The sequence below is a fragment of the Kibdelosporangium philippinense genome (assembly GCF_021390435.2).
GTDB lineage: Bacteria > Actinomycetota > Actinomycetes > Mycobacteriales > Pseudonocardiaceae > Kibdelosporangium > Kibdelosporangium philippinense.
On record NZ_JAJVCN010000001.1, the window covers coordinates 3,278,490 to 3,292,898 of the forward strand.

A 14,409-nucleotide genomic window follows, 5' to 3' on the forward strand; every position below is an offset into this window, starting at 1 on the left:
CTCATCCTTCCTGGTAGATCGTCTTTCCGCGCAACACAGTCCGAATGCACCGAGGCAGCTTCACGCCCGGCTCAAGCGAAGGCAAGCCCGGCACGCCGGAGCGTGGATCCATCGACCAGCGCTGGACCCGGCTGTCGCTGCCCGCGACCACAAGATCACCGGTCTCCCACACCGCATAAGTCGCCGGAGCGCCCGGCTGAAGCGTCCCAGTGACGCCGTCGTCCACGCCCGCCGCACGCCAGCCGCCCCGCGTGTGCGCGGTAAACGCGGCCCGCGCCGAAACCCCATGACCAGAGGTTTTGTGATGTACGGCAGCCTGCACGGAACGCCACGGGTCCACGGGCGTGACCGGCGAGTCAGATCCGAACGCCAGCACAACCCCGGCGCGCGCGAGCGCCGAGAACGGGTTCAGTGACGTGCCCCGCTCCCCCAGACGCTGCACGTACATCCCGTCCGGGCCGCCCCACGCGGCGTCGAACTGCGGCTGCATCGACGCGATGATGCCCCACGAAGCCAATTGCTCGGCCTGCTCCGCTGTGACCATCTCGACGTGTTCCAGCCGGTGCCGGGCCGCCGCGAGGGCATCGCGACCAACGGACTCCTGCGCCTTGGCGAAGCCGTCGACGACCGCTGACACCGCGGCGTCGCCGATCACGTGAAATCCGGCTTGGATCGAGGCATTCGTGCACGCGATGAGGTGCTCGGCGATCTCGCCCGCGTCCAAGTAGCGCGCTCCGCTAGTTGGCGCGTCGGCGTAGGGCTCGTGCAGCGCCGCGGTTCGTGAGCCGATGGCGCCGTCTACGAACAGGTCACCGGCCAGTCCCTGCAGGCCCAGTTCCGCGGCGAGTTCGAACGCGCCGATCTCGCCCCAGTAGCCCACGACATCAGGCAGCGTCTCCGCGCGCCCCAACTCGAGGACCTCGGCCAGGTCTTGCTTGCTGGAGATGTCCGGGCCCGCGCACTCGTGCACGCTGGCAACCCCGCGCGAGGCCGCGTGCTGCAGGAACGCCAGCTTGGCCGCGTGGCGCTGGTCAGCTGACAACTGGCGAAGAGCAACGCGCCGGACGCGGTGGTGAGCGTCGCGAGACAACGGCCCGACCCGGTCCCATCCATCCGCTCCCTCGGCGTCCGGGGCGTGCTCCACCGTGGCTGACGACACGAGCGCCGAGTGCACGTCGATACGCGACAGGTACACCGGGCGCCCGCCCGTCGCCTCGTCTATTTCCGCGCGCGTTGGCGGCCTGCGCTCTGGCCACGCGGTTTCGTCCCATCCATGGCCCCAGATGGTGGCGCCGTCAGTTTTCCGCAGCGTGTCGAGCAGCTCAGTCAACGAGCGGCACCCGGTCAGGTCCAAGCCCGTGAGCAGCAATCCTGACGCGGTGGCGTGCACGTGCGGGTCGACGAACGCGGGCGCGACGAAGGCTCCGTCCAGCTGGACGGTCTCCGCGTCCGGGTACAGCGCTTTCGCCGGGCCGTCCTGGCCGATCCACACCACTGTGCCGTCTTCGACCGCCATCGCGGTCGCGTCCGGCGCTCCCATGGCGTGGATCCGTCCGCCCAGCAACAACATCCTCATGCCCCGGAAGTCTGCCGTTCGCGGGCTTCGAACAACTGGCGGACCCCGGGTTCGGAGCGCAGCAGGTCGAGGGCGAACTCGGCGTGACCAGGCACGTACCCGTTGCCGATGATCATCTCGACGTCCGCGGCCAGTCCTTCGGCGCCCAACGCGGCCGCGGAGAACGACGTGGCCATCGAGAAGAACACGATGGTTCCGCCGTCCGCCGTTGCCAAGACGGCGCCGTGTTCGCATCCGGGCACGTCGACGCACACGATCGTGACGTCCACCTGGTCGCCGACCCCCTCGGCGACGGCGACCGGATTGCGCGCGTCCGCGACCACGACGGAGTCGGCCAAGCCGACCTCCCGCACCGACTTGGCCTCCCTCTCTGTGGGCACCAGTGCGACGAGCCTGCTGGCGCCCGCCCGGCGCGCCGCCGCGAGCGACAACGAGCCGGACTTCCCTCCCCCGCCGAGTACCAGCACCGACGGCTTCCCGTAGCGCCGGACCACGCGATCAGTCAACGCGGGCGCACCACACACATCCAACACAGAAAGCGCCAGCCGGTCGGGCATGTCGTCAGGCAGAACAGCCACGATTGACCTGCCGAACAGGATCGCCGTTGCCTCGCACGGCACCTGCTCGCTCGTTCCGTCCCATTTCACCAGGTCATCGGTGATACGCAGGGGTGTCAGCGTCAACGAGACGAGCGTGGCGATCCGGTCGCCCGGTTTGAGCCCCAGCGGCGACTCCGGGCCGACCGCGCGGACCGTGCCCAGCAACATGCCACCCGATCCAGTGACCGGGTTATGCATTTTCCCGCGTGCCCGGACGATCTCCAGGACGGCCGTACGGATTCCGTCGCCGTACTGCTCCCTGAGCTGGCGAAAGGACGCCGCGTCCAGGTTGAGGCATTCGACGTCGACAACTACCTCGTCCGGCCCAGGTTGCGGGCTCGCGTCCAGCCGTTGTGCCTGCTGCGGAAGCACGCCGACGGGCTCGGCCACCCGGTGCAGACCGTACGAGGACATCCACGCACCTCCGAAAGATTTACGTTGTACTGTCGTTCTGACAGTATATCTTTACGCAACGTTGACGGCGAGGAGGAGATATGACTGCAGCAACCACGGTGACCGCAGCTATCCAGGCCACTGATGAGCAGCCCTACTCCTACACGCGGCATGAGCTGGTCGAGCCCGATTGGCGGCGCTTCCCAGGCTGGCGGGACGTGACCGAGGCGCAGTGGCGTGACGCCCAATGGCAGCGTGTGCACTGCCTGCGCAACATCAAGCAGCTGCGGGCGTTGCTCGGCGACTTGCTCGAGGAGCGGTTCTACGATGACCTCGCCGCCGACCAGCAGCATCTGGCGACCATGTCGATGTTGCTGCCGCCGCAGATGCTCAACACGATGGCGCCGGACGCGGGCGACGATCCGGTGAAGTTCACCGAGGCCTTCTACGCCGACCCGATCCGCCGCTACATGCTGCCGGTACGCAGCGACCGTGACCCGCGCTGGCCGAACCACCCGTACTCGTCACGGGATTCCTTGCACGAAGCGGAAATGTGGGCCGTGGAAGGCCTGACGCACCGCTACCCCACCAAGGTCCTCGCCGAGATGATCTCGACGTGCCCGCAGTACTGCGGGCACTGCACGCGCATGGACCTGGTCGGCAACTCGACTGCGCAGGTGGACAAGCACAAGCTGGCGCTCAAGCCGGTTGACCGCCAGGACCTGATGATCGACTACCTGAAGAAGACCCCGGGTGTGCGGGATGTCGTGGTGTCCGGCGGTGACGTGGCGAACGTGCCGTGGCCGCAGCTGGAATCGTTCCTGATGCGGCTGATGGACATCGACACCGTGCGCGATATCCGCTTGGCTACCAAGGCGTTGGCCGGTCTGCCACAGCACTGGATCCAGCCGAAGGTCGTCGAAGGCCTTGAGCGCGTTGCCCGCACGGCGCATCGCCGGGGCGTGAACCTCGCTATTCACACGCACGTCAACCATGTTCAGTCGGTGACGCCGCTCGTGGCCGAGGCCGCGCGGACGGCGCTTGAGGTGGGCGTGCGCGATGTGCGTAACCAAGGTGTGCTGATGCGTGGCGTGAACGCGACCCCGGCCGACTTGCTGGACCTTTGCTTTGCGCTGCAAGGGGAAGCGAACATCCTGCCGTACTACTTCTACATGTGCGACATGATCCCGAACGCCGAGCACTGGCGGGTGGCGGTGTGGGAGGCGCAGGAGCTGCAGCACGCGATCATGGGCTACCTGCCCGGTTACGCGACGCCGCGCATCGTCTGCGACGTGCCGTACGTCGGCAAGCGCTGGGTGCACCAGTTGCACGAATATGATCGTGAGCGCGGTATTTCATATTGGACAAAGAACTACCGGACCGGAATCGAACACCACGACCCGGACGCGTTGACCCGGCAATACCCGTACTACGACCCGATCGGAACATTGCCGGACGCCGGCCAGGAATGGTGGTCCCGCCAGTCCTGAAAGACCTCGTGAGTGGTTAGCCGTGTTCTAACACGACTAACCACTCACGAGTGTTTTACGGGCCGGTGTAAAGCAGGCGGTTCGGTGAGCCTGCGCCCGGGTTATTCACAATTCCGGGAGTCGCTTTGCTGACCAGTGCCGACGAAACCTGCGCGGGTGTGGCCGTGGTGTTCGTCGACAGGAACAGCGCGGCCGCACCCGCGGCGTGTGGCGAGGCGAAGGACGTGCCGTTGCCGGTGTAGGTGGCCGTGTCGCTGGTCGCCCAGGACGAAGTAATGGCCGAACCCGGCGCGAACAGGTCGAGCGCGGCCCCATAGTTGGAGTAGGACGCGCGGGTGTCCGTACGGTCCGTCGCGCCGACCGTGATCGCCTCACGGACACGCGCCGGGGAGAACGAATCCGCGTTGGTGTTCGAGTTACCGGCGGCAACAACCCAGGTCACGCCAGACGCGACCGAACGTCGCACGGCGTCGTCCAAGGTCGCCGAGACGCCACCGCCGAGGCTGGCGTTGGCGACCGCGGGCTTGCGTGCGTTCTGTGTGATCCAGTTGACGCCCGCGATGACACCGGCCGTCGTGCCGCTGCCCTGGTTGTTCAACACGCGGACTGGGTAAACCGACGCTCCCTTGGCAACGCCGTACTGCGAGCCCGCGATCGTGCCCGCGACGTGCGTGCCGTGTCCATGACCGTCGTTGGCGTCGGTGTCGTTGTCCACGAAGTCGTAGCCCTGACGAACGCGACCACCGAACGTCTGGTGCGTCGTGCGTACACCGGTGTCGAGGACGTACACGTTCACGTTGGCGGCCGTGGTCGCGTAGGTGTAGCTGTTGTTGAGGGGCAGTTGCCGCTGGTCAACGCGGTCCAGGCCCCATGACGGCGGGTTGGGCTGGGTCGCGGTGATGCTGACGGTCTTGTTCTGCTCGACGTACTCCACGTTCTTGTCCGCGGCCAGTCGCTTGGCCTGCCGTTCGCTGGCGTGGACCTCGACGCCGTTGACCGCCTCGAACGTGTAGCCAAGGGCGCCGACCTTCCCTGCAAGGTCGGCGGCCTTGGCACCCTTCTTCAGAATGACGATGTAGCTGTCGTGAACAGCGCCTTCCGCGCCCGCGCCGACAATGTTTCCCTCGGCTGCTTGAGCGGGCGCGGCAATCGCGGCCAGCACCGCGATACCGGCGACGGAAATCCCTAAGACTTTGCGCACTTTCTATTCTCCCTCGCTGCCGGGCCTCCTTGGGTGGGCCCGCTATTGAAGTTAAGTGCGTGCGCAGCGGGGTTCCAGACCGTCTCATTTACAGACAATCGGGTTATTGCCAGTGTTTTACTTGTTAACCGCAGGTTTCCGGATACTGTTGGGCACGAGCGGACTGCGGCGGGCGTGGGACAACTACGACGTCCGGCTGACTGGCATCGACTTCAGCCCGGCATGCCGCCGCACTCGTGAGTGGTTACGCGTGTTCTAACCTGTCTAACCACTCACGAGGTCTTTGATGAAGTCGATCAGGACCTTGTAGACGTCGTCGCGGTCTATCTCGTTCAGGATGTTGTGCAGGTCGTCCGGGAAGATCACCGCGCGGGCGTTGGGCAGGAGGCGAGCGGCTTCTTGGGCGCCTACAGCGGGGGCCATGTCGTCTTTTTCGCCGTGTAGCAACAGGACTGGGACGTCGAGTACTTCGGACTCCAGCACGGCCGATACCCTGGCGGCCGCGATTCCCAAGGCTTGCAAGGTTTCCAGGCGGATGCCGCCCTGCCAGGTCAATGGGTCTTCGCGGATCTGCTGGGCGTATGCCTCGTCGCGGGACATCTCCCCCGGATCTTTGCGTAGGTCCATGGGGTCGATGCCGGACGCCAGCATGTCCACCAGGGCACTGTCGGCACCGGGCACGTGAACCAGGGAAGATCCTGCGAGGACTAGGGCCCGAGGTGAGTGAAGGGTCGGCAGCAACCGTTCGGCCGACAGCAGCGTAGCTGCGGTGGCACCCAGGGAGTGGCCGGAGATGACCAGAGGCAAAGTGGGATGAGCTGCCCGGGCGAGTGAGAGCAAGGAAGCGGCGTCGTCCAGCACGTGGTCGATGTTGTCGACCAGGACCCGCACGCCCTCGCTCTGCCCATGACCTGCGTGATCATGGGCCCAGACAGCGATTCCGGCTGCGTTCAAGGCGGCGGCGAAGGGCTCGTAGAGCCCGGTGTGTTCGCCGAGGCCGTGGAAGTGGACGAGCAGTACTCGCGGGTCCTCGGGGTCCCAGTTGCGGTAGAAGATCTTGCCGGTGCTGCCGGTGAACTCAGGCATCCAAACCCCGCTTCAGGTCCGCGATCAGATCATCGATACCCTCCAGGCCCACGGACAGCCGCACAAGCCCCGGCGTGACACCGCTGGCCAGCTGCTGGGCCGGGCTGAGTTGGGCGTGGGTGGTCGAGGCGGGGTGGATCACCAGGCTGCGCACGTCCCCGATGTTCGCAAGGTGGCTGAACAAGGACACGCTGTCCACGAACTTCTTGCCCGCGTCCACTCCCCCGGCGAGCTCGAACGCCACCACCGCACCGACCCCGGAGGGCAGATACCGCTGCGCCGCGGCATGCCAGCGACTGGACGGCAGGCCTGCGTAGTGCACCTGCGTCACGCTGGGGTGGGAGGAAAGGAAATCCGCGATCGCCACAGCATTCGAAACATGCCGTTCCATCCGCAGCGACAAGGTCTCGATACCTTGCAGCAGAAGGAAACTGTTGAACGGCGACACCGCGGGACCAAGATCGCGGACCAGCTTGGTTCGCAACCGCAGAAGATACGCCAGTTTGCCGAACGACGGGCCGAACTCCAGGCCGTTGTAGCTGGGGTCCGGCTGGGACAACGACGGCCACCGAGAAGGCGCGGCATCGAAAGGGAACTGTCCACTGTCGATGATCACGCCACCGATGCCGGTTCCATGACCAGACAAGAACTTCGTGGTCGAATGCACCACGATGTCCGCACCATGATCAATCGGGCGCGTCAGGAACGGTGTGGGCACGGTGTTGTCGACGATCAACGGCACACCCGCAGAATGCGCGACCGAAGCAACGGCCGTGATATCGAGGACGTTGCCAAGCGGATTGCCGACGGTCTCGGCATAGAAAGCCTTGGTATTCGGACGAACCGCGGCACGCCACGCGTCAAGGGAGTCGGGATCGGTGACGAACGTGACCTCGATCCCCATATCCTGCAACGTGTACGCGAACAAATTGTACGTCCCGCCATACAGAGTCGCCGCTGACACGATGTGGTCGCCAACCCGGGCCAAGTTCAGGACCGCCAAAGCCGAGGCGGCCTGCCCGGACGCGACAGCCACAGCCGCATAGCCGTTCTCCAGGTCCGCCAAGCGACCTTCAACCACAGCCGTCGTCGGGTTGGACAATCGGCTGTAGGCGTGGGTTTCCAAGTCCTGCAAGGCAAATGCGGCCGCCGCGTGATCGGCGTTGTCGAACACGAACGACGTCGTCTGGTACAGCGGCGTGGCTCGGGCACCGGTGGTCGGGTCGGGTTGTGCGCCCGCGTGGATCTGGCGGGTTTCGAAGGACCAGCGCGTCATCCGACGACGTCCGCCCACCAGCGCTCGGCCACCTTCGGGTGTGACCGGAGCCAGCCGACCAGCGCGTTCGCGCCGAACTGGGAGTGCAGCGGGTTGTCCTCCTCCGCGCTCACTCCCCTGGCTTGAGCCGCGAGCGAGGGCGGAAGCGTGAGCGGGGAGACGACCGCGTCGAGCCGTGGGCCCAGGAAGAACGGAATGGAGAACCGTTCGACGCCTGCTGGCGGGCTGACCACTCGGTGGCGGGTCGCGGTCAGGTAGCCCTGGGTTGCGATCTCCAGCATCTCGCCGATGTTGAACACGAAGCTGCCCGGGATCGGGGTCGCGTCGATCCAGCTACCGTCCTGGGCCTGGACCTGCAGGCCACCGACCGAATCCTGCTGCAGAAGCGCCAGGTAGCCGTAGTCCTTGTGCGCGCCGACACCCTGCTGGACGTCGTCGCGGCCGGGATAGCGGACGATCTTGACGTGGGTGGAGGCTTCCTCGTCGAACCAGGCGTCGAAGTAGCTCTCGTCCTGGCCCAAGGCCGCGGCCAAGGCACGCAGGACCTCCAGACTCACCCGCAACGCCTCGTCCTGCCAGGCGAGCACGGTCGCGCGCAGTTCCGGCAGTGCGGCGGGCCATTGGTTCGGGCCGATCAGGCGCTGCCAGGTCGGGCCGCCCTCCGGGACAACCGCGCGTTCGGGGCCGATGTCGATTTGTTCACGCCAGTCCTGTTTGCCGCCGGTGAACTCGTAGCCCGTCCTGGTGTAGCCGCGGAACTGGGGTGAGTTGATGTTCTCGATCGCCAGCCGATGCTCCAACGGCAGCGCGAAGAACTTCTTGGCGACCTCGTAGATGCCTGTGGTCAGCGAGTCAGGGACGCCGTGCCCGACGACGTAGAAGAAGCCGACGTCGTGGGCGGCGTGCCGCAACTCGTCGAGGAAAGCCGCCCGGTCGGCCGTGGGATCACGAAACCGGGACAAGTCGATCAACGGCAGTGCACTCACACATTGCAGCCTATTGGCCCAACGCAACTTGAGTCCCATGAAGTGGACCTAGATGACTGATTCCGTGAAATTGGTGTTCAGTGATCGAACGCGATCAGTGACCGCTTGCTGGTCACGCCGGTTTCCCAGTTCTGCCAGATCCCGGCGGCCATGGCCAATAGCCGCTGGGCGACGCGGGTGAACACCCCGGCTGGAGTGCGGGCGCCGTGGTGCTCCAGGTCGAGCTGGCCTTTGAGGGTTTGGTTGACCGATTCGATCCACTGGCGCACGTGGCCGAGGTTGCCGTGGCGGTAGGTCTCGTCGCGGCGGTCCGGGCGCAGCAGTCGCAGGCCCAGCGCCGCGGTCAACTCGTGGAAGTGCTTGCCGGCGAAGCCTTTGTCGGCCAGCAGGATCTGCCCGGAACGGATGAGGTGGTGGTTGCGCTCCAGCAATGCGGCGAGTACCTCGCGCTCGCCGAGCTTCGGGTTGGCCAGGCACCACATGATCGGCATCCCGTCGCCCGCGCAGACCAGGTAGAGTTTCAGGCCCCAGTAGAACCGGGAATGCGCGGCGCAGTAGCCGTAGCCGGCGTGCCCGGCCAGGTCCGAGCGTTTCACCGTCTCGCGCGACATGCCGCACGGAACGGGGGTGGCGTCGGCGATCCACACATCGTCGAACCAGGACGGGCAACACGCAGCCAGGACAAGAACCGCCTTGCACAGCAACGGATGGACGTTCTTGAGCCGCTTGTGGTAGCCGGACTGCTCCGGCAGGTACGGGAACATGACCTGCCACTCGGCGCTGGAGCGGATATGCCGGATCCAGCGCCGCTCGCTGGGGTACCGCAGCAGCACCTGAGCCACGGCCAGGGTGATCAGCTCGCTGTCGGACAGCAACGGCCGACGGCCGCGTCCGGCGCGGGGTGGTACCACGTGATCGTCGATGAGCACGTAGAGTGCGGTCAGGAGGGTGTTCAGTTCTTTCGTCACACATTGATCTTGAACACCCTCCTCTCATGTCCGCGCCCCGGCCTCACTTCACGTGATCTTCACGGAATCAGTCATCTAGGCTGGGTACATGACGCGAGTGCTGATCACGGGATCCGCCGACGGACTCGGGCAGATGGTGGCCCGTGGACTGATCGAGAAAGGGCACGAGGTCACCCTGCACGCACGCAGTGAAAGCCGGGCGCAGGACGCCCTGAAAGGCGCGCCGGGAGCGGCCGGTGCGCTGGTCGGGGATCTGTCCAGCATCGCGGAGACCAAGAAGATCGCCGAACAGGCCAACACGTCCGGACGATTCGACGTGATCGTGCACAACGCCGCGATCGGCTACCGGGAGCGGCGGCGCATCGAGACAGCAGCCGGCCTCGCCCACGTCTTCGCGGTCAACTCGCTGGCCCCCTACCTGCTGACGGCCTTGATCGACCGGCCCGATCGGCTGATCTACCTGAGCTCAGGCATGCACCTCGGCGGCAATCCCGACCTGACTGACCTGCAGTGGGAACGCCGCCGCTGGAACGGCTCGCAGGCGTACTCCGATTCGAAGCTGCACGACGCCCTGCTGGCGTTCGCCGTCGCCCGGTTGTGGCCGGACGTGCAGTCCAACGCCGTCGACCCGGGCTGGGTGGCCACGAAAATGGGTGGGCCCGGGGCGTCGAGGGATTTGTCTCGCGCGCCGGAAACCCAGGTGTGGCTGGCGACCGCGGACGAGCCCGGCAGCGGCGGCTACTACTACCACCGCAAACCGCACCGGACCCATCCCGCGGTCTCGGACACCCGCATACAGGACGGGTTCCTCAAGGCGTGTGCAGACCTCACGAACGTGACCCTCTAGTCCGCGTGCGCCCACGCCTTCTTCAAGGCAACCTTGCCACCGGTCTGTAGCAACGAACCGCTGAACAACCTGCTGGCCAGCTGCACAATCAGCACGACCGTCACAGCCAGGATGCCCAACGAGACGAAGGCCTCCCACGCCTGGGCGTCGCCCGTGAACATCCGGATCGGCATTGCCACACCCGCCGAGAACGGGATGTACGACAGCACGGTCATCAGTGGCTGGTTGTCGGACGCGAACACGACCGCGAAGTACGGCGCCATCACCAGCAACATCACCGGACCCGTACTAGCCCCGAGATCCTCCTGACGACTGACCAAAGCCCCGGCAACCGCCCAAATCCCGGCCAGCAGCACAAACCCGACGACCAGGAACGGCACGAACCAGCCAAGCGCGGGCGCGACCATGTTCACCAGTTCCGTATGGCCACCGATGCTCAACGCGATCGGCGCCGCGATGGCGATCAGCAGCACCTGACCAAGCGTCAGGATCGAGTGGCCGATGATCTTGCCTGCCAGCATGGCCCTGACCGGGATCGTGGCCACCAGGATCTCCACGATCCTGGTCTGCTTCTCCGTGACTGTGCCCTGGGCGATGGCCACACCGCCCATGCCGAACAGGAAGAAGAACAAGGCGAACAGCTGCGTTACGATGCCCTGCACGTCCTGACTGACCGCAGACGGCTCCAGCAACTGCACCGGCGGTGCCGTGCCCAACGCCGCCACCACAGCGTTCGGCGGGTCGTTCAACGCGATCACGCGAGGCCCCGGCAAGACCGCAGCCCTGACCTCCTCCGCGCGCACGAGTTGCTCCGCCGCGGCGACATCCGGCACCTCACGGACGTCGAAACCGGTGTTGGACAACAGTTGCCGGGCCTCCGCGCCCACCACGGCCACTGTGGGGCCTGATCCGCCGATCACGGTAGGCAGGATGGCTGCCGCAAAGAGTCCAACCAACAGAACCGCGACGCTGATCCAGAAGCCCTTGGTCCGGGTGTAGGTCTTGATCTCCCGTTCGGCGATGAGTTTGGTCGCCGGCCAGAACGCCGCCATCAGATCGCCTCCTTGAAGATCTCTTCCAACGACGGCACCACCGGGCTGAAGCTGCGGACCGCGCCGCGGCTCAGCGCCGATTCCAGCACCCGCTGGTCGGTCTGCCCGTTCTGTTCGGACAACGGGTCCACTTCGAACACCGCGCGTGGACCGTCCACATCCACCACTCGCACGCCGGGATGGTCACGAAGCCAGCCCGCGTCGGAGTCCACGACCAGCTCGAACCGTGTGGTGCCGTACTTGGCCCGCAGCTCTTCCCTGCCGCCGCTTGCCTTGATCTGGCCGCCTGAGATGATCACGAGGTCGTCACACAGCCGTTCGACCACGGCCAGCTGGTGGCTGGAGAACAGTACCGGGACGCCGCTGGATGCCCGTTCACGCAACACCTTCAGCACGGTGTCGACGGCGATCGGGTCGAGTCCGGAGAACGGTTCGTCGAGGATCATCGCGGTTGGTTCGTGCACGAGCGCGGCCGCGATCTGTGCGCGCTGCTGGTTGCCCAGTGACAGCTGTTCGAGCATGTCGTTGCCGCGCTCGGTGAGTTCAAGCTGCTCAAGCAGGTCCGCGGTGTTGGCTTTGGCCTTGGCCGACGACAGTCCGTGCAGCTGGCCGAGCCACTGGATCTGTTCGGCCACCTTCATTTTCGGGTACAGGCCGCGCTCTTCGGGCATGTACCCGAAGGTCTGCCGTACCGGCTGCGTGATCGGTTCGTCGTTCCACGTCACCGTTCCGCCATGCGGAGCCAGGACGCCGAGGATGATCCGCATGGTCGTCGTCTTGCCGGAGCCGTTCGCACCGAGGAAACCTGTCATCCGTCCAGGCCGGACGTTGAACGAGATCTCATCGAGGACCCGGTGGGTGCCGAAACTCCGGCTGACCCCCATCACCTTCAACATGCCGGGCAGCGTAATTCGGTGGTCGGGTGTCCCGCGTCCGGCGCGCGCCGGATAGTCCATCCTCCGCGCGGACTACGACCGGCCCGGCGCGACGATTCCGTTCTCGTAGGCGTAAACGACCGCGTGCGTACGGTCACGAAGCCCCAGTTTGGTGAGAATCCTGGACACGTGTGTCTTCACGGTCGTCTCGCCGAGGAACAGCTCGCTGGCGATCTCCGCGTTGCTCACCCCGCGCGCCAACTGAATCAGCACCTCGCACTCGCGCTCGGTGAGCTCCGGCGGGCGGTGCAACGGTTTCGCGGGTTCGTTTCCGCTGAACCGCGCGATGACCCGGCGCGTGACCTCGGGCGACAGCAGTCCATCGCCGCGTGCCACGACCCGCACCGCGTCCACGAGGTCCTCCGGAGACGCGTTCTTCAGCAGGAATCCGCTTGCGCCTGCCCGCAGGGCTTCGAACAGGTAGTCCTCGCGGTCGAACGTGGTCAGGATGACGACTTTGGCCACGTCCACGACCCGCCGGGTGGCTTCCAGACCGTCGATCCCTGGCATCTGCACGTCCATCAGCACCACGTCCGGGCGCAGCCGCGTGACCATCTCGACCGCGGCGAGACCGTTGCCTGCCTCCCCGACGACCTCGATGTCGTCCTCGGCACCGAGAATCACCCGGAACCCGACACGCACCAGGTCGTGGTCGTCGGCAAGGACCACCCGCAGCGTCACACACCCTCCTCAGTGGACAGACGTCGGCAGGCTGACCCGTACGCGGAACCCGCCGTCGCGGCGCGGTCCGGCGTCCAGTTCACCGCCGTGCACCGCGACCCGCTCGCGCATGCCGAGCAGACCGAACCCGTTGGATCCTTTCACGTCGCCGCGGCCGTCGTCAGAGACCTCGATCTCCAACGCTGTTTCCAAAAACCGCACCCGCACATCGGCCCGGCGCGCGCCCGCGTGTTTCACCACGTTGGTCAACGCCTCCTGCACCACGCGATACGCCGACAGCGCCACGCCTTGCGGCACCGGCCTTGGCTCACCGTAGACGCCGTGCACCACCTCAAGCCCGGCGCTCTTGGCGGCGGAAAACAGTTCTGGCAACTGATCCAGCCCTGGCGAGGACGTCGTGTCGGACGCCTCGGTGTCCTCCGCGCGCAGCACACCGAGCAGGCCGCGTAGCTCGGTGATGGCCGTGCGCGCGGTCTGCTCGACTGTGCGCAACGCTTCGCTGGCGACGTCAGGATCCTTGCCGAGGACGCTGCGTGCGGCGCCTGCGTGCACGCCCATCACCGAGACGTGGTGTGCGACGACATCATGCAGGTCACGGGCGATCCGCACCCGCTCGGCCACGATCGCGCCCCGCGTGTTCTGCTCCTGCGACAACCGGAGTTCCTCGGCACGCCACACCAACTCGGCCTGCCGCCTGGCCGACAACCACGCCATGTTGCCGAAGAAGTAGGCACCGGCGAAGAACAACAGGTTCATCGCGAGCGTGTACAAGACACCTGCCAGTACCGGGTTCATCGGCCCGGCTGCGTGCGGCAGGTCCGGCGGGTCGGCGATCGCGGTCAGCAGGTTGTAACCGAGCAAGATAAACATCGCCGCGATGACCGCGATCCGCGACCAGCGCGCCCACGTCCGGTTCTGCGCCCACGCACCGACCGTGTAGGTCGCGAGGAACACCGCGATCGACGGCATGAGGTTGTCGCCGACCGCGCGGATCGCTGCCGCGATGAACACCGCGCCGACCAGCAGCAGCACAACGATGGGATAGCGCCTGCGCAGTGCGAGCGGCAGCGCCAGACTGGCCGCCCAGACGAGCTGTTCCCATAACGGTGGGGCATTGGGTGTGCCGACGCTTTTCACGAGCACCATCGCCACGAGGGCGCCGACCAGCACCAGCAAGGCGATCCAGACGTCCTGCCGTTGCTCAGCGGGCGTGGGCGACGGCCGCCGCCAGTACGCCGGATCCACTCCTGTCCCCATACCCGCAAGGTAGCCCTCGTGAGTGGTTAGCCGTGTTAGAACACGACTAACCACTCACGAGT

The 14,409-nt window shown here is 66.0% G+C and carries 14 protein-coding genes; 3 read left to right on the forward strand and 11 right to left on the reverse strand.

Annotation, left to right across the window (positions count from 1 at the left end; translation table 11 throughout):
* Nucleotide 1 precedes the first annotated feature (1 nt).
* Together LWC34_RS15145 and kdd are read right to left on the reverse strand one after the other, a co-directional pair.
* The gene (locus tag LWC34_RS15145; protein WP_233725697.1) at nucleotides 2-1,576 is read right to left on the reverse strand and encodes an amidohydrolase; all 1,575 of its coding nucleotides are present in this window, start codon (nucleotides 1,574-1,576) and stop codon (nucleotides 2-4) included.
* Nucleotides 1,573-2,589 (reverse strand): L-erythro-3,5-diaminohexanoate dehydrogenase, encoded by a 1,017-nt coding sequence (kdd, locus tag LWC34_RS15150; RefSeq protein WP_233725698.1) that lies wholly within the window; start codon nucleotides 2,587-2,589, stop codon nucleotides 1,573-1,575. Before kdd ends, LWC34_RS15145 begins: the two co-directional genes overlap by 4 nt.
* Nucleotides 2,590-2,669: 80 nt before the next feature.
* On the opposite strand from kdd, the gene LWC34_RS15155 reads away from it, so the two are divergent.
* The gene (locus tag LWC34_RS15155; RefSeq protein WP_233725699.1) at nucleotides 2,670-4,058 is read left to right on the forward strand and encodes a KamA family radical SAM protein; all 1,389 of its coding nucleotides are present in this window, start codon (nucleotides 2,670-2,672) and stop codon (nucleotides 4,056-4,058) included.
* Between the two features lie 55 nt (nucleotides 4,059-4,113).
* Here LWC34_RS15155 and LWC34_RS15160 read toward each other — a convergent pair whose 3' ends face one another.
* Nucleotides 4,114-5,259 carry a S8 family peptidase gene (locus LWC34_RS15160; RefSeq protein WP_233725700.1) on the reverse strand — a complete coding sequence of 382 codons (1,146 nt, stop codon included), beginning with the start codon at nucleotides 5,257-5,259 and terminating at the stop codon, nucleotides 4,114-4,116.
* A 112-nt stretch (nucleotides 5,260-5,371) separates the two neighbouring features.
* Here LWC34_RS15160 and LWC34_RS15165 point away from each other — a divergent pair, with 112 nt between their 5' ends.
* The gene (locus tag LWC34_RS15165) at nucleotides 5,372-5,518 is read left to right on the forward strand and encodes a hypothetical protein (RefSeq protein ID WP_233725701.1); all 147 of its coding nucleotides are present in this window, start codon (nucleotides 5,372-5,374) and stop codon (nucleotides 5,516-5,518) included.
* 5 nt (nucleotides 5,519-5,523) lie between these two features.
* Here LWC34_RS15165 and LWC34_RS15170 read toward each other — a convergent pair whose 3' ends face one another.
* The 4 genes from LWC34_RS15170 to LWC34_RS15185 all read right to left on the reverse strand — a co-directional run bounded on the left by LWC34_RS15170 (nucleotide 5,524) and on the right by LWC34_RS15185 (nucleotide 9,575).
* Entirely contained in the window at nucleotides 5,524-6,345 is an 822-nt protein-coding gene (locus LWC34_RS15170) for an alpha/beta fold hydrolase (RefSeq protein WP_233725702.1), read from the reverse strand.
* Nucleotides 6,338-7,621: a bifunctional o-acetylhomoserine/o-acetylserine sulfhydrylase gene (locus LWC34_RS15175; protein ID WP_233726447.1), complete on the reverse strand. Its 1,284-nt coding sequence runs from the start codon at nucleotides 7,619-7,621 to the stop codon at nucleotides 6,338-6,340. The genes LWC34_RS15170 and LWC34_RS15175 overlap by 8 nt, the downstream gene beginning before the upstream one ends.
* The gene (locus tag LWC34_RS15180) at nucleotides 7,618-8,607 is read right to left on the reverse strand and encodes an isopenicillin N synthase family dioxygenase (RefSeq protein ID WP_233725703.1); all 990 of its coding nucleotides are present in this window, start codon (nucleotides 8,605-8,607) and stop codon (nucleotides 7,618-7,620) included. Before LWC34_RS15180 ends, LWC34_RS15175 begins: the two co-directional genes overlap by 4 nt.
* A gap of 77 nt (nucleotides 8,608-8,684) precedes the next feature.
* The gene (locus LWC34_RS15185; protein ID WP_233723300.1) at nucleotides 8,685-9,575 is read right to left on the reverse strand and encodes an IS982 family transposase; all 891 of its coding nucleotides are present in this window, start codon (nucleotides 9,573-9,575) and stop codon (nucleotides 8,685-8,687) included.
* 88 nt (nucleotides 9,576-9,663) lie between these two features.
* Here LWC34_RS15185 and LWC34_RS15190 point away from each other — a divergent pair, with 88 nt between their 5' ends.
* Nucleotides 9,664-10,422: an SDR family NAD(P)-dependent oxidoreductase gene (locus LWC34_RS15190; protein ID WP_233725704.1), complete on the forward strand. Its 759-nt coding sequence runs from the start codon at nucleotides 9,664-9,666 to the stop codon at nucleotides 10,420-10,422.
* Here LWC34_RS15190 and LWC34_RS15195 read toward each other — a convergent pair.
* The 4 genes from LWC34_RS15195 to LWC34_RS15210 all read right to left on the reverse strand — a co-directional run bounded on the left by LWC34_RS15195 (nucleotide 10,419) and on the right by LWC34_RS15210 (nucleotide 14,347).
* Nucleotides 10,419-11,474, reverse strand: coding sequence for an ABC transporter permease (locus LWC34_RS15195; protein ID WP_233725705.1), 1,056 nt, complete (start codon nucleotides 11,472-11,474; stop codon nucleotides 10,419-10,421). The two genes, LWC34_RS15190 and LWC34_RS15195, sit on opposite strands and share 4 nt — an antisense overlap.
* Nucleotides 11,474-12,370 carry an ABC transporter ATP-binding protein gene (locus LWC34_RS15200; protein ID WP_233725706.1) on the reverse strand — a complete coding sequence of 299 codons (897 nt, stop codon included), beginning with the start codon at nucleotides 12,368-12,370 and terminating at the stop codon, nucleotides 11,474-11,476. Before LWC34_RS15200 ends, LWC34_RS15195 begins: the two co-directional genes overlap by 1 nt.
* Nucleotides 12,371-12,442: 72 nt before the next feature.
* Entirely contained in the window at nucleotides 12,443-13,090 is a 648-nt protein-coding gene (locus LWC34_RS15205) for a response regulator (RefSeq protein WP_233725707.1), read from the reverse strand.
* Between the two features lie 9 nt (nucleotides 13,091-13,099).
* Nucleotides 13,100-14,347: a sensor histidine kinase gene (locus LWC34_RS15210; RefSeq protein WP_233725708.1), complete on the reverse strand. Its 1,248-nt coding sequence runs from the start codon at nucleotides 14,345-14,347 to the stop codon at nucleotides 13,100-13,102.
* Between the last annotated feature and the right edge of the window lie 62 nt (nucleotides 14,348-14,409).